21 protein-coding genes are annotated in these 19,764 nt (G+C 59.1%); 10 read left to right on the plus strand and 11 right to left on the minus strand.

Annotated features, from left to right (window positions below; translation table 11 throughout):
- Positions 1-28: 28 nt before the first annotated feature.
- Positions 29-601, plus strand: a complete 573-nt coding sequence (locus V6Z53_RS21650; RefSeq protein ID WP_338581669.1) for a hypothetical protein — start codon at positions 29-31, stop codon at positions 599-601.
- Positions 602-604: 3 nt separating this feature from the next.
- Here the strand turns inward: V6Z53_RS21650 and V6Z53_RS21655 are convergent, their stop codons facing one another.
- The 3 genes from V6Z53_RS21655 to V6Z53_RS21665 form a co-directional block, all read right to left on the minus strand.
- Positions 605-1,321, minus strand: coding sequence for an alpha/beta hydrolase-fold protein (locus tag V6Z53_RS21655; RefSeq protein ID WP_338581670.1), 717 nt, complete (start codon positions 1,319-1,321; stop codon positions 605-607).
- A 184-nt stretch (positions 1,322-1,505) separates the two neighbouring features.
- Complete coding sequence (locus V6Z53_RS21660) at positions 1,506-2,618, minus strand: succinylglutamate desuccinylase/aspartoacylase family protein (RefSeq protein WP_338581671.1); 1,113 nt, start codon at positions 2,616-2,618, stop codon at positions 1,506-1,508.
- A gap of 131 nt (positions 2,619-2,749) precedes the next feature.
- Positions 2,750-3,529 carry an ABC transporter substrate-binding protein gene (locus V6Z53_RS21665; protein WP_338581673.1) on the minus strand — a complete coding sequence of 260 codons (780 nt, stop codon included), beginning with the start codon at positions 3,527-3,529 and terminating at the stop codon, positions 2,750-2,752.
- Positions 3,530-3,851: 322 nt separating this feature from the next.
- Here V6Z53_RS21665 and V6Z53_RS21670 point away from each other — a divergent pair, with 322 nt between their 5' ends.
- Entirely contained in the window at positions 3,852-4,487 is a 636-nt protein-coding gene (locus V6Z53_RS21670) for a type 1 glutamine amidotransferase (RefSeq protein WP_338581674.1), read from the plus strand.
- Between the two features lie 9 nt (positions 4,488-4,496).
- Here V6Z53_RS21670 and V6Z53_RS21675 read toward each other — a convergent pair whose 3' ends face one another.
- Complete coding sequence (locus V6Z53_RS21675) at positions 4,497-4,931, minus strand: rhodanese-like domain-containing protein (protein ID WP_338581675.1); 435 nt, start codon at positions 4,929-4,931, stop codon at positions 4,497-4,499.
- 101 nt (positions 4,932-5,032) lie between these two features.
- Here V6Z53_RS21675 and ftrA point away from each other — a divergent pair, with 101 nt between their 5' ends.
- The gene (gene ftrA, locus V6Z53_RS21680) at positions 5,033-6,007 is read left to right on the plus strand and encodes a transcriptional regulator FtrA (protein ID WP_338581676.1); all 975 of its coding nucleotides are present in this window, start codon (positions 5,033-5,035) and stop codon (positions 6,005-6,007) included.
- Positions 6,008-6,015: 8 nt separating this feature from the next.
- Here the strand turns inward: ftrA and cobF are convergent, their stop codons facing one another.
- Both cobF and V6Z53_RS21690 read right to left on the minus strand, forming a co-directional pair.
- Entirely contained in the window at positions 6,016-6,771 is a 756-nt protein-coding gene (cobF, locus tag V6Z53_RS21685; RefSeq protein WP_338581677.1) for a precorrin-6A synthase (deacetylating), read from the minus strand.
- Complete coding sequence (locus V6Z53_RS21690; protein ID WP_338581678.1) at positions 6,771-7,343, minus strand: histidine phosphatase family protein; 573 nt, start codon at positions 7,341-7,343, stop codon at positions 6,771-6,773. The genes cobF and V6Z53_RS21690 overlap by 1 nt, the downstream gene beginning before the upstream one ends.
- Positions 7,344-7,876: 533 nt before the next feature.
- On the opposite strand from V6Z53_RS21690, the gene V6Z53_RS21695 reads away from it, so the two are divergent.
- The 3 genes from V6Z53_RS21695 (at position 7,877) to V6Z53_RS21705 (ending at position 11,018) form a co-directional block, all read left to right on the plus strand.
- Complete coding sequence (locus V6Z53_RS21695) at positions 7,877-8,893, plus strand: arginine N-succinyltransferase (RefSeq protein ID WP_338581679.1); 1,017 nt, start codon at positions 7,877-7,879, stop codon at positions 8,891-8,893.
- 61 nt (positions 8,894-8,954) lie between these two features.
- Positions 8,955-9,989 (plus strand): arginine N-succinyltransferase, encoded by a 1,035-nt coding sequence (gene astA, locus V6Z53_RS21700; protein WP_338581681.1) that lies wholly within the window; start codon positions 8,955-8,957, stop codon positions 9,987-9,989.
- A gap of 159 nt (positions 9,990-10,148) precedes the next feature.
- Complete coding sequence (locus V6Z53_RS21705; RefSeq protein ID WP_338581683.1) at positions 10,149-11,018, plus strand: oxaloacetate decarboxylase; 870 nt, start codon at positions 10,149-10,151, stop codon at positions 11,016-11,018.
- A 484-nt stretch (positions 11,019-11,502) separates the two neighbouring features.
- On the opposite strand, the gene V6Z53_RS21710 is transcribed toward V6Z53_RS21705, so the two are convergent.
- Positions 11,503-12,576 (minus strand): diguanylate cyclase, encoded by a 1,074-nt coding sequence (locus V6Z53_RS21710; RefSeq protein ID WP_338581684.1) that lies wholly within the window; start codon positions 12,574-12,576, stop codon positions 11,503-11,505.
- A 195-nt stretch (positions 12,577-12,771) separates the two neighbouring features.
- Here V6Z53_RS21710 and V6Z53_RS21715 point away from each other — a divergent pair, with 195 nt between their 5' ends.
- The 3 genes from V6Z53_RS21715 to V6Z53_RS21725 all read left to right on the plus strand — a co-directional run bounded on the left by V6Z53_RS21715 (position 12,772) and on the right by V6Z53_RS21725 (position 16,696).
- The gene (locus tag V6Z53_RS21715) at positions 12,772-14,226 is read left to right on the plus strand and encodes an NAD(P)/FAD-dependent oxidoreductase (RefSeq protein ID WP_338581685.1); all 1,455 of its coding nucleotides are present in this window, start codon (positions 12,772-12,774) and stop codon (positions 14,224-14,226) included.
- Positions 14,227-14,248: 22 nt separating this feature from the next.
- Positions 14,249-15,205, plus strand: a complete 957-nt coding sequence (locus tag V6Z53_RS21720) for an alpha/beta fold hydrolase (RefSeq protein ID WP_338581686.1) — start codon at positions 14,249-14,251, stop codon at positions 15,203-15,205.
- 111 nt (positions 15,206-15,316) lie between these two features.
- Positions 15,317-16,696, plus strand: a complete 1,380-nt coding sequence (locus tag V6Z53_RS21725) for a VOC family protein (RefSeq protein ID WP_338581687.1) — start codon at positions 15,317-15,319, stop codon at positions 16,694-16,696.
- 86 nt (positions 16,697-16,782) lie between these two features.
- Here the strand turns inward: V6Z53_RS21725 and V6Z53_RS21730 are convergent, their stop codons facing one another.
- Complete coding sequence (locus V6Z53_RS21730; RefSeq protein ID WP_338581689.1) at positions 16,783-17,460, minus strand: type 1 glutamine amidotransferase domain-containing protein; 678 nt, start codon at positions 17,458-17,460, stop codon at positions 16,783-16,785.
- Between the two features lie 330 nt (positions 17,461-17,790).
- Between V6Z53_RS21730 and V6Z53_RS21735 the strand changes: the two genes are divergently transcribed.
- Positions 17,791-18,309: an Hcp family type VI secretion system effector gene (locus V6Z53_RS21735; RefSeq protein ID WP_338581690.1), complete on the plus strand. Its 519-nt coding sequence runs from the start codon at positions 17,791-17,793 to the stop codon at positions 18,307-18,309.
- Between the two features lie 333 nt (positions 18,310-18,642).
- On the opposite strand, the gene V6Z53_RS21740 is transcribed toward V6Z53_RS21735, so the two are convergent.
- The 3 genes from V6Z53_RS21740 to V6Z53_RS21750 all read right to left on the minus strand — a co-directional run bounded on the left by V6Z53_RS21740 (position 18,643) and on the right by V6Z53_RS21750 (position 19,752).
- A complete protein-coding gene (locus tag V6Z53_RS21740; protein WP_338581691.1) occupies positions 18,643-19,227 on the minus strand; it encodes a hypothetical protein in 585 nt (194 codons plus the stop codon).
- 85 nt (positions 19,228-19,312) lie between these two features.
- Positions 19,313-19,498 (minus strand): hypothetical protein, encoded by a 186-nt coding sequence (locus V6Z53_RS21745; protein WP_338581692.1) that lies wholly within the window; start codon positions 19,496-19,498, stop codon positions 19,313-19,315.
- A gap of 11 nt (positions 19,499-19,509) precedes the next feature.
- Complete coding sequence (locus V6Z53_RS21750) at positions 19,510-19,752, minus strand: hypothetical protein (protein WP_338581694.1); 243 nt, start codon at positions 19,750-19,752, stop codon at positions 19,510-19,512.
- Between the last annotated feature and the right edge of the window lie 12 nt (positions 19,753-19,764).

A 19,764-nucleotide genomic window follows, 5' to 3' on the forward strand; every position in this document is an offset into this window, starting at 1 on the left:
ACCGCGCGACCATCCCTGGAGATTTCGAATGTCATTGTTGAGTAAAAAAGCCGTTGTCCTGTTGCTGGCGGCGGCGGCCACTTTCGGGGCTCTGAATGCGCAGGCCGCCAAGGCCCCAGCCAAGGAGACCGCATCGGCACAGAAGGTCTCGATGCTCGACGGCAAGTTCACGTTCACTCTGCCCAAGGGCTTCGTCGCCAATCCGCTGCCGACCAGTCCCACCGGCGCAAGCGGCACCATGTACGCCAACGAGACCACCAAGACAGTGGTCATCGCCGCGCAAAACAGTCTGCCGGAAGGCACCACGGTCAAGGACAACGACGGAGCATTTCTGGATGGCACCGTCGCCGACTTCGACGCGGCGCAACGCAAGGCCCTGCCCGACTACAACAAGCTCAGCGAAAAAAGCCTGACCCTGAAAAGCACCGGGTTGGGCGTGCGCCAGGTCGACAGCACCGCCACCCAGGGCGGCGGCATGACCCTCAACACCACGCTGATGGCCGCGTCCGGCAGCCACATGACGGTCATTCAGGTCATTTCCCGCCCCGGCGACATGGCCGCCCACGAGACGCTGATCAAGCAGATCGTCAGCGGCAAATAAGCCTCAGGGATTGAGACGCTGCAACCAGGCGCTCAAATCCTGCATTTCTTCGGCACTGATGTTGTGGCCGACACCCTGGTAGGCGTGGAACTCGGGTTCGAGTGAAATGCTCTGCAACAGGCTGTTGGCCTCCGTGCCGTCGCTGTACGGCAGACGTTTGTCCGCCGTGCCATGACCGATGAAAATTGCCAGCGACTGGCGTTTTTCATCCGGTTTCAGTTCGGCCTTGAGCACCGGCAAAATCCGCCCGCTCAACGCGGCAATCCCGCCCACCGCTTCAGGATGGCGCAGCGCGACTTCGTAAGACATGATCGCGCCCTGGCTGAACCCCACCAGGAAAACCTTGCCCGGCTCGGTGTGATATTTCTTTGTAGCCTGTGCGACAAAATCCAGCAGCAACTGGCCGCTGGACTTCAGATCATCGGTCTCACCGTTGTAGGCACCTTCGCCTTTCTTGCGAAACCACTGGTAACTTCCCTCCTGCATCACCATCGGCGCCCGCACCGACAGGTACGTGTATTGCGCGGGCAATTCATCCTTGATGCCGAACAGATCCTGCTCGTTACTGCCGTAACCGTGGAGGAAAATCACCAGGGGCTGATCGCGGGAATCGGAGGGTGCCTGCTCCAGATACTTGAGCGGCAGGTCTGTTTGAAGCGGGGTTTGAGCGTGGACAGCGGCGGATGCCAGCAGCATGAACAGAGCCAGAAATTTCAACATAAGCCTTCCTTCACAATGCGCAGGATTCGGGGAAGAGCCTAACACTGTGAAGCAGGCCGAGGTATTTTCGCTGTGCCAACTACCGCTATCGCCAGCAAGCTGTGCTCCTACAGGATTGGCGTTGTTCCGTAGGAGCACAGCTTGCTGGCGATGAGGCCCTATGCGGCCCCAAAGAATATCCAGCTCAGTCGTTGATCAACTTCCCAACCCGAATCGGCTCCCGCCCCGCCACTTTCGCCTGCCAGGTCCCCGGCTGCGTGTAACGCCCGCGATCAATCGCAAAAAGTACGCCACTGGTCCCGGTACGTACGGTGGTGACCTTGTCATTCAACGGGTCGACCACCTCAAACAGCGCATCGCCCTTCTCGACCCACTCGCCCGCCTCGCGCAAGAAACTAACGACACCGTGATGCGGCGCGAACAGGTATTCGGTGCCTTCAAACGGCATGCCCTCACAGCACTCATCCGGCGCTGCCGGCCAATTGCCCTTGATGAAACCCTGCTCGGCGAGAAAGCCCAGAATCGCCTCGCAATTGGCTTGCGCCTGATCAACCCGGGTGTCGCCCATGCTGCCCAGCTCCAGAGTGGTCGCCAGGTTCGCCGGTGGAATCGCCGCCTCGGGGAACTCCCTGGCCAGACGCAACCACGGCGAAGAACAGGATTCGTCGAAAGAACTGCCGCCGGAATCCTCACACAACAACGCCACGCCAGCCTGCAAACGCGCCGCCAGGGATTGCCACTGCGGCCAGTGTTGCGGCAGTGCGTAAATGTGAATCGCCGCCTCGAAATCGCAATGCAGATCGAGGGTGATGTCAGCGTCACAGGCGTGGCGCAACAACAGGCGATGCATGGCTTCGAGTTGTGATGCCGGGGCCGGCAAACCGTCGAGAACCTGGCCCATGGTTTGGCGGATCAGCGTGATGTTCGCCTCGGCATCGCTGCCCAGACGATCCCCCACCAACTGCGCCACCGGTGCACTGAGTTCGACAAACGCGCGGTTGAAATTCTTGCCGCTGCCCAGTTCGAAGCGGCCCATGTGACTGCCTTGCAAGTGCTGGTCGAGACCGATCGGGTTGGCCACCGGCACCAGCTCGATCACACCGTTCAACTGTCCCTGAATTTCGAGATCGGACAGACGCTTCTTCAGTTCCCAAGCGGTGCGCATACCCGGCAATTCGTCGGCATGCAGGCTGGCCTGGATGTAGACCTTGCGGATGCCCGCGCCATAACGAAACACACTGAGGGTGCGTTCGGAGCCGAGGTGGCTCCAGGGCAATGGATGGTCGATGCGTTGCATGGGAGAACTCCAGTTTTTCCGTAGGAGCTGTCGAGTGAAACGAGGCTGCGATCTCTTGACCTTGAAAAGCAAGATCAAAAGATCGTCCGAACGCGGCCCGAACCTGCGGCAGCTCCTACACCTACGGCGTATTAATGACCGTAAACGTCAAAGTCGAAGTACTTGTCCTGCACTTGCTTGTACTTGCCATTGGCGCGGATTTCAGTGATGGCGGTGTTAAATTTGTCCGCCAGCTCTTTTTCACCCTTGCGCACAGCAATACCGGCGCCGCCACCGAAGTACTTGGCGTCTTCATAGGTCGGGCCGACGAAAGCGAAGCCTTTACCGGCGTCGGTCTTCAGGAAACCGTCGTCGAGGTTGACCGAGTCAGCCAGCAGCGCGTCGATGCGACCGGAAACCATGTCCAGGTTGGCTTCCTGCTGGGAGCCGTAACGCACCAGCTCAATACCGGCCGGAACCAGCACTTCGGTGGCGAAACGGTCGTGGGTACTGGCGCGCAGTACACCGACCTTCTTGCCTTTGAGTTCGATCAGCGGGTCTTTGATGTCGGTGCCTGCCTTCATCACGAAGCGCGCCGGGGTGTGGTAGTACTTGATGGTGAAATCGACGTTCTTCTTGCGATCGTCAGTGATGGTCATGGACGACAGGATGGCGTCGATTTTCTTGACCTTCAGCGCCGGGATCAGGCCGTCGAATTCTTGCTCGACCCAAGTACATTTCACTTTCATCTGCTCGCACAGCGCGTCGCCGATATCAACGTCAAAACCGGTGAGCTTGCCGTCAGGGGTTTTCATCGAGAATGGCGGGTAACCGGCTTCGATACCGATGCGGATCGGCTTGGCGTCTTCGGCCACGGCGGTCAGGGACAACATCGACAGTGCCAGGGCACCGAACATCACTAGCTTCTTCATTTATAACTCCTGTGTGCGGAGGTTTTTATTGGCAGCTTTCGGTCGTTGCTTGTGGCGGGTAAGGACCGAAGAGGCCGGCAGTCTAGAGTGGCTGGTGCGGGGCAAATTGTTTTTAGGCGACAAATACTTATAGAAGTTGGCCGAGTCGATGATTGCCGTAGAAGCGTGCGCCAGAGCGGTGCAAAGCCTGTCAGACAATTATCGTTTTCGGAAAAAACCTACAAGATTTCTGAGCATTCCGACTGAACAGTCATGCTGGCGATGAGCTCTTTTTTGCGGCACATTGACCACCCACCCACCCCGCCCGTTCAAGAGAAGCGCGATGTCCGAGTTGAACCTGATCCAGCACCACCCTGCCGAGGGTCCGGGCGCCATTGCCGCGTGGGCCGCTTCTCGTGGGGTGACGCTGAACGTCTTTCGCGCCGACCTCGGTCAGTTGCCAGCGGTGAGCGCGGGACCCGCGATTCTGCTGGGTGGGCCGTATGAATCCAACGCCGGGCCGGCATGGCTGGAAACCGAACGCCAATGGCTGGCCGGCAGCCTCGAACAAGGCGCAGCAGTGTTCGCCATCTGCCTGGGCGCGCAACTGTTGGCGTTGAGCCTGGGTGGAAATGTGCGGCGCATGGCGCGCACGGAAACTGGCTGGACGCAGGTGAACTTCGTCGATGGCCAGAGCCTGAAGGTGCTGGAATGGCACGAAGACGCCATCGACCTGCCACCGAATGCGCAACTGCTGGCCAGCAGCGAGCAGTGTGAACAGCAGATGTATTGCGTTGGACCGACGCGGGTTGGCTTGCAGTTTCATCCGGAATGGAATGCCGAATCGGTGGCCCTGCTCAACCAGCACTTCGCCGATGAGTCGCCGCTGCCTCGGGGGACGCAGGACAGCGCCGACTACGCCAGCGTTTTTGAATGGTTGCAGGTGACTCTGGATCAGTGGTGGGTGGCTGCGCGTTAAACAGCTACATCAACACTCGCAACCGATCACGGCTTTCACCGCCCGTTGCACCGCGACACTCAACTCAAATCCTTCATCCAGCCACCCGGTCACGCCGCCAATCATCTCCTTGACCGGGTAGCCCAACGCCGCCAGTTTCACCGCAGCCTTGTTGGCGCCGTTGCAGTGCGGCCCGGCGCAATAAACCACGAACAGGCTGGCTTTCGGGTAGGCCGCCAAACCTTCGGCAGTGAGCAAACGCCCCGGAATATTGATCGCGCCCGGTACATGGCCACGTTCGAATGCCAGCGGGCCGCGCACATCAACCAGAACAAAATCAATGAGGCCGGCCTGTTGACTGCCGTGGACGTCGGAGCAATCGGTTTCGAATGTAAGACGGTTGCTGAAATGCATCAGGGCGATGGCCGATGGTGCGGCAGGAATTTCGCGAACAAGGCTGGTCATGGGCAGTTCTCCAGAGCGTCAGTGGGTGTGAACAGACTTTATCTGCCTGGCACTTGCGACTACAGTGGCGCACAAGACACTCACCGGGAACTTTCCGCCAAATGCAATCATCCCCTGGATTGGTCGCGATTCTGGCCTACGACGGCCTCTGTACCTTCGAGTTCGGCATCGCCGTGGAGATTTTCGGCCTGCCGCGACCGGAGTTCGATTTCCCGTGGTACGAGCATCAGATTGTCGCGGTAGATCAAGGACCGATGCGCGCGATGGGCGGCATCCAGGTCCTGGCCGATGGCGGCCTGGAACTGCTCGAACACGCCCGGACCATCATCATTCCCGGTTGGCGTGATCGCCACGCGGCGGTGCCCGAGGCGTTGCTTGCAGCCCTGCGTCAGGCCCATGCCCGCGGCGCGCGGTTATTGTCGATTTGTTCAGGGGTGTTCGTACTGGCGGCTACCGGACTGCTCGATGGTCATGGCGCCACGACGCACTGGCGCTACACCACGGAACTGGCCGAACGTTTTCCGAACATTCTGGTGGACCCGGATGTGCTGTATGTCGATTCGGGTCAGTTGATCACCTCGGCCGGCAGCGCTGCGGGCATCGATGCCTGCCTGCATCTGGTCACACGGGATTTCGGTACGCAGGTATCCAATGCCGTGGCGCGGCGACTGGTGATGTCACCGCAACGCACTGGTGGCCAGGCGCAATTCATTCCGACACCGGTCAGTCCTACACCGCGCAGCGATCTTTCCCGCGTCACGCAGTGGGCACGTGAACGTCTGCATGAGCCGCTGGAAGTGCGCGACCTGGCCAGCGAAGCGGCCATGAGCGAGCGCACCTTCCTGCGCCGTTTCAGTGAAGCCAGCGGTCAGTCGCCCAAGACCTGGCTGCAACACGAACGCCTGGGCCGCGCCCGCGAACTGCTGGAAAGCACCGATCAAAACACCGAGCAGATCGCCCAGCGCTGCGGTTATCGCTCGGTGGAAAGCTTCCGCGTGGCGTTTCGCAGCGTGGTCGGCGTGCCACCGTCGGTGTATCGGGAACGGTTCGGGCGCAAGGTCAAGGCTATTTCCTGAGGTGTTGGTCAGGGCTTGCGCAGCAAATAGGTGTCCATGATCCAGCCATTGGCCAACCGCGCCGCCTTGCGCACTCGTTCGATCTCATCCGCCACATCTTTGAGCTTGCCGCTGATCAGGATTTCATCCGGCGTCCCGAGGTAAGCGCCCCAGTAAATCTCGGTGTCCTGATCCGCCACCTGATGGTAGGCATCCTGCGCATCCAGCATCACCACCAGGCTGTCCGCATCGCTGACCTGCCCCGCCGCCAGACGCCGTCCCGTGGTGATTTCAACCGAGCGGCCAATCTGATTGAGTGGCACTTTGTGCTGCGCTGTCAGCGCCTGCACGCTGGTGATACCGGGAATCACCTCGAACTCGAACGCACACGCGCCCGAGGCCAGAATCGCGTTCAAGATACGGATTGTGCTGTCGTACAACGCCGGATCACCCCACACCAGGAAACCGCCGCACTGCTCGTCGGACATTTCCTCGTTGATCAGCCGTTCAAAGGTCCGCTGCTTGGCCAGGTTCAGATCGTCGACGCTGGACGTGTAGTCCACATCGCCCCGCTCGCGTTCCGGGCTCAAGGCTTCGACAAAGCGGTAATCGTGATCGGTGATGTAGCGCTCGCAAATTTCCCGGCGCAGGTCGATCAGCTTGTCTTTGCTCTGGCCCTTGTCCATGAGGAAAAACACGTCGACCCGATTCAGCGCCTTCACCGCCTGCATCGTGATGTAGTCGGGGTTGCCGGCGCCGATGCCGATAATCAGAAGTTTCTTCATCAAAGCGTTCCTTCAGGGTCAGTGCCCGGCAAACGTAGCCGCCAGCAGCCATTGAACCTCAGTTCGATGGCCGACAACGGTTCTACATCAATCAGGTTGAACGCCGAACTTCGCAACACCGTGGTGAGCGCGGCGCGGATGATAAACGGATGGGTCACGGCCACGACATGACCGGGTGCAGCCTCCAGCGTCGCCAGCCAAGCGCCCACCCGCTCAGTGACTTGCGCCATTGACTCGCCGCCATGGGGTGCCGAATTCGGGTCGGCAAACCAGGACTGGAGTAATTCAGGTTCGGCTTGTTGCAGATCGTTGACGCGAACTCCGCTCCATCGCCCGAAATCGCAGTCCCTGAGGGCTGCGACAATTTCCACGGTGCTGCCGAACAATTCGGCGGTTTGCCGCGCCCGCAGTTCCGGACCGCACAGCAATTTCGGCGGGTGCTTGAATTGAGTACTGCGCGTGCCCCTCACCGACTGCCAATCCATCTCCAATGGCTCATCCGCAGGAAAGTGCGCCAGTTTCTGTGCGACGGTTCGGGCGTGGCACATCAAGGTCAAACGGGTCGCCTGCACGAAGGATCACTCTGTCGATAGAAAGGAAAAATGGCGCCGTGGAGCCAGTCAAAGCGCAATTGTGCCGTAAGCGGACCTGATTCGCCGAGGCATTTCATCCACCAAGTACAGCCACGTCCGACCACACTTTAGGCGATAACCTACAAGCTCAGTCGACTTGCCCGTAGCCCTATTTCGCCCCATGGGCGGGCGTTGAAACGCCGCACGAAAATTAACTAGACATGTTGTACGCCTTAACCAAATACTTCTTTCAACGGATTATGATCCCACCATCCAGCAGGAGCCCGGATGCCTTCATGCCAAGACCCGATCACCGATCCTGGTGATTCGCACGCAAAGCCGTATGCATTTTGATGACCCCGTCCGGATATCACGGATCGCGCCGGGCATCGCGTGTGGCCGTCCCAACAAGTAACGAATGACAAAAAAAGAGCGGCGCCTGACAGGTCGACCGCCGTTTTATAGTGTGGAAACCGACAGTGATAGTCAGGCCCGGCACCCGTTGCCGAGCCCTTTGATACAGGAGTGCATCCATGCTGGTCTTGCGTCCAGTGCAGTTAACCGACCTGCCCCAATTGCAGCGACTGGCTCGCGAAAGCCTGGTGGGCGTTACGTCCTTGCCGGACGACAGCGAACGCCTGCGCGACAAGATTCTCGACTCCTGCACGTCGTTCGAACAAGACGTGCAGAGCCCCGGCCCGGAAAATTACTTCTTTGTGCTGGAGGACTCGACGACTCAAAAACTGGCGGGGTGCTCGGAAATACTCGCCACCGCCGGCTTCAGCGAACCGTTTTACAGCCTGCGCAACCGCCACTTCAACAGTGCCTCGCGGGAACTCAATATCGAGCATGGCGTACCCGCGCTGTCGTTGTGTCATGACCTCAGCGGCCACACCTTGCTGCGGGGCTTTCACATCGATGCCGCGCTGGAGGGCACAGCGTTTTCCGAACTGTTGTCACGGGCCAGGCTGCTGTTCATCGCGGCCCATGCCCGACGGTTTTCCGATGCGGTGATTACCGAGATCGTCGGCTACAGCAGCGACGAAGGCCACTCGCCATTCTGGGACGCCGTGGGCAAGCATTTCTTCGACCTGCCCTACGTCGAGGCCGAACGGCTTTGCGGCCTGGAAAGCCGGACCTTTCTCGCCGAACTGATGCCGCAATACCCGATTTACGTGCCGATGCTGTCCCAGGCCGCGCAGGACTGCATCGGTCGCATCCACCCCGATGGCCAGGAAGCCTTCGATATCCTCGAGCGCGAAGGGTTCGAAACCAACAGTTATGTCGACCTGTTCGATGGCGGCCCGACGCTGTATGCACGCACCGCCGGGATCCGTTCCATCGCGCAAAGCCACACGGCGTCGGCAAAGCCCGGCTCAACCATCGATGCCCGCGGCCGATACCTGGTGAGCAACGATTCACTGGAAAATTTCCGTGCCATCGTCGCTGATCTGGACGATGTTGCCGGGCAATCGGTAACCCTGGACGCCGGGATGTGCGCTGCGCTGAGAGTGAGCAACGGCAGTCCTGTCCGGCTGATCGCACTGTGAGCACCTTGTGGGCCCGCGCCCGATCACAACGCCTGAGCAGGCACGCAAAAGGAGTTGCACCATGATTGTCCGCCCGGTTCAGGTCACTGACCTGCCTGCCTTGCTCACGCTGGTGCAACAGGCAGGCCGCGCGCTGACCAGCCTGTCGGCTGACGAAAACCGCCTGGCCCACCGTCTGCGTTGGGCCAAGAGAACATTCGCCGAACAGGTCGAACGGGCCGATGCCGATTACCTGTTCGTCCTTGAGGACGACGATCAGCAAGTGATCGGCGTCAGTGCCCTGACGGGAGCCGTTGGCCTGCGCGAACCCTGGTACAACTACCGGGTCGGGCTGACGGTCAGTTCATCAGCGGATCTGGGTATCCAGCGACACATTCCGACCCTGTTCCTGAACAACGAAATGACCGGTCAATCGGAACTCTGCTCATTGTTTCTGCGCCCCGATCAACGTCTGGGCAATCACGGCCGATTGCTATCCCTGAGTCGCTTGTTGTTTGTAGCGGAGTTCCCGCACCTGTTTGGCGAAAAGCTCATCGCCGAACTGCGCGGCAGTGCCGATGAGCAGGGCTGTTCGCCCTTCTGGGACAGTGTGGGTCGGCATTTTTTCAAGATGGATTTCAGCCATGCCGATCATTTGTCGGGGCTGGGCAACAAGTCGTTCATCGCCGAACTGATGCCACGCCAACCGATTTACACCTGCCTGCTCACCGAACAGGCCCAGGCCGTCATCGGCAAGCCTCATCCGAACAGCGAGCCAGCCTTGAAAATCCTTGCCGCCGAGGGTTTTGCGCACAAGGGCTACATCGATATCTTCGATGCGGGTCCGGTCATCGAGGCACCTACCGCAGGCATCCGCACGGTGCGCGACAGTCAACTGCTGGAATTGGCCATTGGCACCCCGGACGACCAGGCGCCGACATGGCTGGTCTACAACCGCCGCCTGGAAAACTGCCGTATCACCGCAGTTCCGGCCCGACAGTCGGGTCGCAGCCTGATCGTCGATCGCCTCACGGCCAAACGCTTGCAGCTACAGCCTGGTGATTCTGTTCGGGCCGTGCCGCTGCTCAACCAACAACAGCACGCCGTAGCGGCCTGACCATTCACGTCAGAATGCAGCACACAGTATCCCCACGATCAAAAGGCAGAAATTGCGCTAAATTCGTCATCATTCTCCACCTCCCTACGTGATAGCCTTTTACACTTTCGGCGTTGACACTTTTGCTCAAGCCCTTCCATTTCCATTGGTGGAACCCATATGTCCAGGCTGTCTCATCAAGATTTGCGCCGCAACTTTCGTCAACTGTTCGCTTCCAACACCTGCTATCACACGGCATCGGTCTTCGATCCGATGTCGGCGCGCATCGCCGCCGACCTTGGGTTTGAGGTTGGGATCCTGGGTGGTTCGGTGGCCTCGTTGCAGGTGCTGGGCGCCCCTGACTTTGCCTTGATCACCCTCAGCGAATTCGCCGAGCAGGCCACCCGCATCGGCCGTGTGGCCCAATTGCCGGTCATTGCCGACGCCGACCATGGCTACGGCAATGCACTCAACGTGATGCGCACCATCGTCGAGCTCGAACGCGCCGGCGTGGCCGCCCTGACCATCGAAGACACCTTGCTGCCAGCGCAATTCGGCCGCAAATCCACCGACCTGATCACCGTCGCCGAAGGCGTCGGCAAGATCCGCGCGGCACTGGAAGCCCGCTGCGACTCGGAAATGGCCATCATCGCCCGCACCCATGCGGGGATTCTGCCGGTCCAGGAAATCATCAGCCGCACCAAGCAATATCAAGCCGCCGGCGCGGACGGGATTTGCATGGTGGGCGTGAAGGACTTCGACCATCTGGAACAGATCGCCGAGCACCTGAGCGTTCCGTTGATGCTGGTGACCTACGGCAATCCGCTACTGCGTGATGACCAACGCCTGGCCGAACTGGGCGTGCGCGTCGTCATCGATGGCCATGGCGCCTACTTCGCCGCGATCAAGGCGACGTACGACAGCCTGCGCGAACAACGGCAAATCTTCACCCAGGCCGCGGACCTGAACGCGACTGAACTGACCCATACCTACACGCAGCCTGAGGAATACATTCGTTGGGCGGAGGAGTTCATGCACGTTAAGGAGTGATGGGCAGCGGGTTTACCTCCGTCGCCTGACACGACGCAATCGCCAGCAGGCTGGCTCCCACAGGAGAACGGCGTACACCCAAGCTTTTCACCACTCAACAGGCCGAGCGTTAGCTCGCCTGCCGCTCTTGATCCACCCGCCCCATCGGAAGGCTGAGTGGAGGCGTTCATCCGGGGGTTAGGCGCGTAGCGCCGTGCGGCGAAGCCGCACACATCGAGAGGAGGTCGTCGCGAAGCAGACCGGAGGCGATGCCCCCGGATGAATGCCGGAGCGAAGGAACACCGAGCCTTAGCGAGGGGCCGAACGTAAGGGGCGAGACTTTTTGGTTCCTTTTGTGTCGTTTGACAAAAGGGACTCGCCGTAAGGGCGAAACCATAAGCCGCCGTTACCGCAGCAACGGATATGTACACCCACAACAACATGGTCGGCTGTCAGGCCGCCATCGCGGGCAAGCCCGCTCCCACAGGGGATTTGTGAAGGCCAATCAAACCGAATCGAGCAGCTCGGGTTGCGACCGACCATCCCCACAACAGATAACCCGATTACGACCACTGGTCTTGGCCTCATACAACGCCTGATCAGCATCGTTGAGCCACCGAGTGGCATCCGTATGACTTGGGTTGAACGCCGCCAGCCCAATACTCAGGCTGACCTTCAGCGCCGGACTCTGCTCATAGCCCAAGGTAGCGAAGCGCTCCCGCAGGGCTTCCATGACAGCGGCGGCACTGCCCAGGGGCAGGTTCGGCAGGATCACGCAGAACTCGTCGCCACCATAACGCCCGGCAACATCAGTGGCCCGCAGGTTCTGCCTGAGTATCTTGCTCAATTGCCGCAACACGATGTCACCGGCGACATGGCCGTACGTGTCGTTGATGCTTTTGAAATGGTCGATGTCGATCAAGGCAATCGCCCCGCCCTGAGGCTGGCGTTGGCAGCGCTGGAACTCGACTTCCAGTTGGTCCTTCCAGGCGCCGTGATTGAGCAGGCCGGTCAGGCTGTCGGTGCGGCTCAGGGCCAACAACTCACGCTTCTGCCGGCCGAGGGTATGGGCCTGGCGAAAGCAGATCAGGCCCAATGCCAGCGGATAAAAACACATCAGGGGCAAGCAGGCGTACAGCTGAAGCTGGCTGGTTTCAGGAATGAACAGCGGCGTGAAGATCAGCCATCCGACACCGATGCCGAGAATCTGCGCGGCCGTACCCGCCAGCAGAAAACGCAAGCCACCGATGGCCACGTTGTTCATTGCCATCATGGAAATGGTGGTAGCGCTGGGCAGCGGATTGAACTGCATGGCGGCAACCCAGAAGCCGCCCATAAAGGCATCCACCAGCAAATTACGGTGTTCGGCGTGATAAGGCCTGGCGGCTCGTCGCGCCCATTGATAGGCCAGGTGTGGCCAGAGCAAGCTGTTGAACAGCATCACGCCCCAGACCCAGGGCGCCGGATTCAGCGGGTACATCGCCGCACCCACGCACAGCAAACCCAGAACGAGGCCAAGGGCACGCGATGCGTAGAGCCTCCTGGCCAGTGAAAGTCCTTTTCCTCCCACGTTTCCCATTGGGACCTCTGCACCACAGAACGGAACCTGAATACACCGAAGGTTGCGAGGTGTGCTCGAAGTCTATCAGGGCAACGTTAAATAGCCATCACCGGCTGGCAGGCTGAATACCCTGACATAGACACAATACGCGGGCGCCATGATTGGCTATACATGAAGAACAGGTTGGACTCGTCACGACAAAAAAGGAGATCCATGCAGACCTTTCAAGTGCTGATCATCGGCAGCGGTTTTGGCGGCCAGTGTGCGGCGGTGAATTTGCTCAAGGCTGGCATCACTGACTTTCGCCTGCTGGAACGGCGGGACTTCTTCGGTGGCACCTGGTGCCAGAACACCTACCCCGGTGCGGCCGTCGACGTGCCCTCGCCGCTTTACTCATTGTCCTTCGCCCCTTACCGCTGGACGCAGATGTTCGCCGAACAGGCCGAACTGCATCGCTACACCGGCTACGTGGTGGAGCATTTCGGCCTGCACGACCGGGTGGAACTACAGGCCAATGTCGAGCGTGTCGAATGGGACGACATCGGCAAACGCTGGGCCGTGCACACGGCTGGCAAAGGCACGTTCCACGCACAATTCCTGATCAATGCCACAGGTCCTTTGAGCCAACCGGTGGTGCCGCACTTCGAAGGCCAGGAACGCTTTCAGGGCAAAACCTTTCACACCAACCATTGGGACCATTCCTACGACTACCGGAAAAAACGCGTAGCCATCGTCGGCAGCGGTGCCAGCGCGGCCCAGGTGATTCCGGCAATCGCCCCGGATGTTGCGCACCTGCATGTGTTCCAGCGCACGCCGCATTGGGTGTTGCCTCGGGCGGACCGCACGTTCGGCCGTTTCCAGCGTTGGTTGCTTGGGCTCAAACCGGCCTACAAACTGCTGCGCTGGATGATCTACTGGCAATTCGAAACCCGGGTGATTGCCTTCAAATACTCGAAGCCGGCCGTGCGCATGGTCCAGCATCAGGCCCTGCGCTTTCTCAAACGCCAGGTGCCAGACGCCGAACTTCGGAAAAAGCTGACGCCGGATTACACCATCGGCTGCAAACGGGTAATCCTTTCCAGCACGTTGTACCCCGCGCTGGCCCGCAGCAACGTGACGCTGCACAGCCGTGAACAAGGGATCGCCGCGATCGACGAAACCGGCATCGTCATGCAGGACGGCCAGCATATCGATCTCGACCTGATCGTCTGGTCTACCGGTTATGACGCCACCGACGGGGTGATTTCCTACCCGGTCACCGGCAAAAACGGCACGCAATTGCGAAACGTCTGGGCCGAGTATCCTCGCGCCTACCTCGGCACCAGCCTGCCGGACTTTCCCAACCTGTTTATCGTCACCGGCCCGAACACCGGCATCGGCCACACGTCAGCGCTGTTTATCATCGAATCACAGATGAACTACATCCTCGACTGCATTCGCACATTAAAAACACAAGGTTTGCGCAGTATCGAAGTTCGCCCCGAGGCAGAACGTACCTACACTGAAATGATCCATAGAGAAATGGAACGCACGGTGTGGAAGTCCGGTGGCTGCCACAGTTGGTATCAAAGCAAGAGCGGTCATGTGATTGCCATGTTTCCGGGGTTCAGTTTCAGCTTCCACCGCTTGACCCGAGCCCTGAAACCCGCCGATCACATATTGTCCTGAGCCTTTAGAAGGAAGACATCCGATGCTTTTACTGGTTGTCGCTATCGCGGTTTTCGCGGCCTGGAGCTGGTTGAGCTACCCGGCCATCGGTTATTGGCTGTACAACTTGAGCACCGCCGCCGAGGCCAAGTTGTACAAGCTGCACAAGATTGTCGTGCCCATCAGCGAAATGACCGTCTCGACCTGGCAAGGCGGGCCGTACGAAGCATCCAGCAATGTATTGATGCTGCACGGCTTCAGTGCCGACAAAAATATCTGGCTGCGTTTTGCCAGGCACTTTGTCGGCAACTACCGGGTGATCATCCCCGACATTGCCGGTCATGGCGAAACCGGCTTCAAGGCCGGTGGCGGCTACGACATCCCGCTGCAGGCCAAGCGCATGATTCAGTTACTCGACGTTTGTGGGGTCGAGAAGGTTCATGTGATCGGCAACTCGATGGGCGGCTACCTGGCGGCATGGCTGGCGGCCACGTATCCGGAGCGCATTGTCTCGGTCGCCCTGATCGATCCGGCCGGCGTCACCTCGCCCGAACCCAGTGACCTGGAGCGCCATTTGGCCAAGGGCCACAACCCGTTCCTGATTCACTCCCGTGAAGAATTCAAATACCTCTATGCCATGACCATGGCCGATCCACCCTGGATACCGCGCGTGGTGCTGGATGCCATCGCCCACCGCTATGAACAATCGCGCGACGAACTGGAAGAAATCTTCAGCGATTTTCGCGCCAGCCCGCCGATGGAACCGAAATTGCCGGAAATCACGGCGCCGGCGTTGCTGCTGTGGGGGCGCAAGGATCGCCTGATCGATGTCAGCAGCGTGGCCATCTGGAGCAAGGGCATCGCCGATCTGCGGGTAGAAATCTGGGAAGGCATCGGCCACATGCCCATGGTCGAGGCGCCAGCGGGATCTGCACGCCTGTATCGGGAGTTTTTGGCATCGCTGCGCTCGGAAAGCCCTCAGGATCAACGACTGCACTAAACATGCAGTCCTTTGCAGAATGAAGTTCGTCAGAAACTTCGTTTGTCGGCGTCGCTGAAGGCTGCGATCTTTTCTCCCATCCTTCACGTCACCGCGCCAGGAATTTCGTTCATGAATCACCCGAGCTTCGTCAGCCCCGACCTGATCCGCCAACGCTTCTCCAAAGCGATGTCCGACATGTACCGCGAAGAAGTGCCGCTGTACGGCGCGCTGATGGAGCTGGTGGAGCAGACCAATCGCCACGTGCTGGACAACGACCCGCAAGTGGCCAGGCAGTTGAACAGCACCGGCGAAATCGAACGCCTGGACCTCGAGCGCCATGGCGCGATCCGCGTCGGTTCGGCTGCTGAACTGGCCACCCTCGCCCGCCTGTTCGCGGTGATGGGCATGCAACCCGTGGGTTATTACGACCTGACCCCGGCCGGCGTACCGGTGCACTCCACGGCATTTCGCGCCGTGCACGAAGCGGCGCTGCAAGTCAGCCCGTTCCGCGTCTTCACCTCGCTGTTGCGTCTGGAGCTGATCGAAGACATTGAATTGCGGGCGTTCGCCCAATCGGTGCTGGATAAACGTTCGATTTTCACCCCGACCGCGCTGACCCTCATCGATCGCGCCGAAAGCCAGGGCGGCCTTAGCGAACAAGAGGCAGAAGAGTTCGTCAAACAGGCGCTGGAAACTTTCCGCTGGCACCACAGCGCCACCGTCACCGCCGAGCAGTACCAGAAACTCAGCGCCCAGCATCGCCTGATTGCCGATGTGGTGGCGTTCAAAGGTCCGCACATCAATCACCTGACACCGCGCACCCTGGACATCGACATCGTCCAGGCGCAAATGCCGGCACACGGCATCACCCCCAAAGCGGTGATCGAAGGCCCGCCGCGTCGCCAGTGCCCGATCCTGCTGCGTCAGACCAGCTTCAAGGCGCTCGATGAACCGGTCGCCTTCACCGATCAGGCCAAAACCCAAGGCAGTCACAGCGCCCGCTTCGGCGAGATCGAACAACGCGGCGCGGCCCTTACGCCTAAAGGCCGAGCGCTGTATGACCGTTTGCTCAATGCTGCGCGGGACGAACTCAAGGAGTTTCCCAACGAAGCCAATGCCGAGCGCTACAACGCTTTGATGACGCAGCACTTCAGCGAATTTCCTGACACCTATGAAGGCATGCGCAGACAGGAACTGGCGTACTTTCGCTACTTCGTGACGGAAAAAGGCCTGGCCGCCGCCGAGTTGAAAACCTTGCCTCTGGAAGACCTGGTCAGCGACGGTTATCTGCGGGTTGAACCGTTGGTGTACGAAGACTTCCTGCCGGTGAGCGCGGCGGGGATTTTTCAGTCAAACCTGGGGGACACCGCACAGACTCACTATGGTGTGCATTCCAATCAGCAGGCATTCGAGAAAGCGTTGGGGCGTTCGACCATTGATGAATTGGGACTGTATGCGGAGACGCAGCGGCGTTCGATCGAGCAGTGTTTTGCCGCATTCGGTCACTGACACAGACCTGTAGGAGCACGGCTTGCCGGCGATGGCGATTGCACGGGCGCCATCGCCGGCAAGCCGTGCTCCTACAGGATTTGTGTCTATTTCAGCTTCGCCAACAGCGCCTCCGCCGTCGCCTGCGACGACGCCGGATTCTGCCCGGTCAGCAACAGGCCATCAGTGAGCACATAGCTCGCCCAGTCAGGCCCCTTGGAAAAAATCCCGCCCTTGGCCTTGAGCTCGTCCTCGACCAGAAACGGAACGACATCGGTCAGTTGCACAGCGTCTTCTTCGCTATTGGTGAACCCCGTGACCTTCTTGCCCTTGACCAATGGCTGGCCATCCGCGCCTTTGGCATGACGCAGCACACCCGGTGCATGGCAAACCGTCGCAACGGGTTTTCCGGCGTTGTAGAACGCTTCGATCAGGGCAATTGACTGCTTGTCTTCGGCCAGGTCCCACAGCGGGCCATGCCCGCCCGGGTAGAAGATCGCATCGTAGTCTGTCGCCTTCACCGAGTTGAGCAACACGGTCGAAGCCAGTGCCGACTGGGCCGTAGAATCCTTGCGGAAACGCTCGGTGGCTTCGGTTTGCGCGTCGGGCTCGTCGCTTTTCGGGTCCAGCGGCGGTTGCCCGCCCTTGGGCGAGGCCAGGGTCAATTGCGCGCCGGCATCCTTGAAGGCGTAATACGGTGCGGCGAACTCTTCCAGCCAGAATCCGGTTTTCTTGCCGGTGTTACCCAATTGATCGTGGGACGTTAAAACCATCAGGATTTTCATGTCGTCTTCACTCCGTCTCGGGACTGCGGTGGTGGCGTATGGCCGTGATGCGCAGGAAGCTGCGTTTTTTCCTCTCACAGGAACATGGCACGGAGGGAATCGTTCAGCCTGCAAGGCTCTTCGACACGTTGCGCCAAAAGCAGTCCTCTGTCGCGCAACTTTCTGCGCAAATATTGAGGGCTTTTCGCTACAGAACGTTCAGTAAATTAACTCAACCACCCGGTTTACATGGCTTTCAGATTTATGGCACGGACCTTGTTAACCGTCAGGCCCCCATCGGGCGATCGTGCCTGTCGGGAGTCTGACTTAACTCTAGCAAGGAGAGCATCCATGGCCACACCCGCGTACATGTCCGTTACTGGCGAAAAACAGGGCCTGATCACTGCCGGTGCATTCACCGCCGATTCTGTTGGCAATACTTATCAGGAAGGCCACGAAGACCAGGTAATGGTCCAGGGTTTCAGCCACGAACTGAGCATTCCGCGTGACCCTCAGTCGGGCCAGCCTACCGGCCAGCGCGTTCACAAACCTGTTGTGATCACCAAGGTATTCGACAAGGCTTCTCCACTGTTGCTGGAAGCGCTGACTTCCGGCGAGAAGCTGACAAAAATCGAAATCCAATGGTTTCGTACCTCAGCGCAAGGCACTCAAGAGCACTACTATTCCACTGTTTTGGAAGACGCCATCATCGTCGATATCAAAGACTACATGCACAACTGCCAGGACCCTGCCAACTCACACTTCACTCATCTGCAAGATGTACACTTTTCCTATCGCAAGATAACCTGGACGCACGAAGCATCCGGCACTTCAGGATCGGATGACTGGCGCAAGCTGAAAATCGAATAAATTGCGCGCATAAAAAAGGCGACTTAACTGTCGCCTTTTTTTCATCTGGAATTTGATACTGCACTCCAACAAAGGTGTTCGCCCAGTGCAATGGCCTCGGCAATCCATGCACTGGTAAAGAGCCGTGACACTGGGCGAACGGGGCACATTTTAATTGAAGTCGATGAATATGTCCGCGCTTAAAAAATGAAATTTTCCGATACAAATTCTATTAAATGCGACTCCAATATTACTTGGGCAGACGACTAGAAACTCACCAGCTCGACCATAAACAAGGCTGATTGTTCTTATACAAAAAGCTGTACAAGAACAATCTTCAAGTAGAGCTAATACTCAACTTCCGCGTTTGCTGGTCACGGTCAGGATGTCGGTGTAAGTCACATACACGCTTTGCCCAACTTTCAGATCCTTCAGTTTTGCTTGAACTTCCGGTCTTTCGACATCGACTGTTTTCGACTGGCCTTTAGGGTTTTCGAAGGTCACACGGTTGTTCTTCACATCAATGCCGGTGATCTTCAACTGGACCTGTACCTGGCGGTAGGCTTCGCCCCCAGGGTTGGCGCTGCCCGGCGCGGCGCGGACTTCGCCGGTGCGCTCGGTGCTGCCTGGCAAACCCTTGTCGACATCAGTGTCGAGGTAAGCCGCAACGGCGCGAGTCACCTTGACGTCGACCTGATCGCCGACCTTCAGGTTGTCGAGGTTCTTGGCTTTGTCGGTCAGTTGCACATGCACCTGGCGACCTTCCGGCCCTTCGAGGACGACTTGATGGCTGGCAGCATCGACCGAAACGACTTTGGTGGTGATCTGATCAGCCTCCACGACGGCAGACAGCGGAATATCCGCCGCAACGGCGCTCAGGCTGGCGGCAGACAGCAAGGTGGCAAGGGTGATGGCTTTGGTCAGTGCGTGGCGTTTCATAGGCAGAACATTCCCTGTGGTCTATTGGCGACAAACGGCGCTGAAACCCGGTTCAACGCCGCGTGGGAATGAGCATAGACGCTGTTTAGAGAGTTCGACGCTCAACTGCAGCCTTCGCTGTTTCCTGCGCAGTCGATTCGCCGCTGGCGGTGCCCTTGCCGCTTTCCTTGCGCCGGGTCGGGTCGGTTGGGCGCAGAGCATCGTTGTCGCGCTCGGTTTCTCCAGCTGGACGTGGCTCGTCTGGGTTTTCTGATTCTGGTGTCGGCTTCATGGTCAATTACCTCAAGCTTCGGGATCGTCGACTTCACGGGCAACGTTAATGGCCGGTGAGCCTTTGTGGGATTGCTCCGCCTTGGCCTGCAGGTCTTGCCACTGTTGGAGATCAATGGCGCCCTGCCCCAGCAGGTCGTCGGCCAGGCGCAGCAATGCGATGTAATGGGCGTCGGGGGATTGCTGCCAGTAAGCCTGGTCTTCAAACAGCCGCTGCCACGCGTCAAGGTCGGGCGGTGTGAGGTCTTCGCGCATGGCAGTCTCCGG

Origin of the sequence: Pseudomonas sp. MAG733B (assembly GCF_036884845.1) — a bacterium.
Classification (GTDB): Bacteria; Pseudomonadota; Gammaproteobacteria; order Pseudomonadales; family Pseudomonadaceae; genus Aquipseudomonas.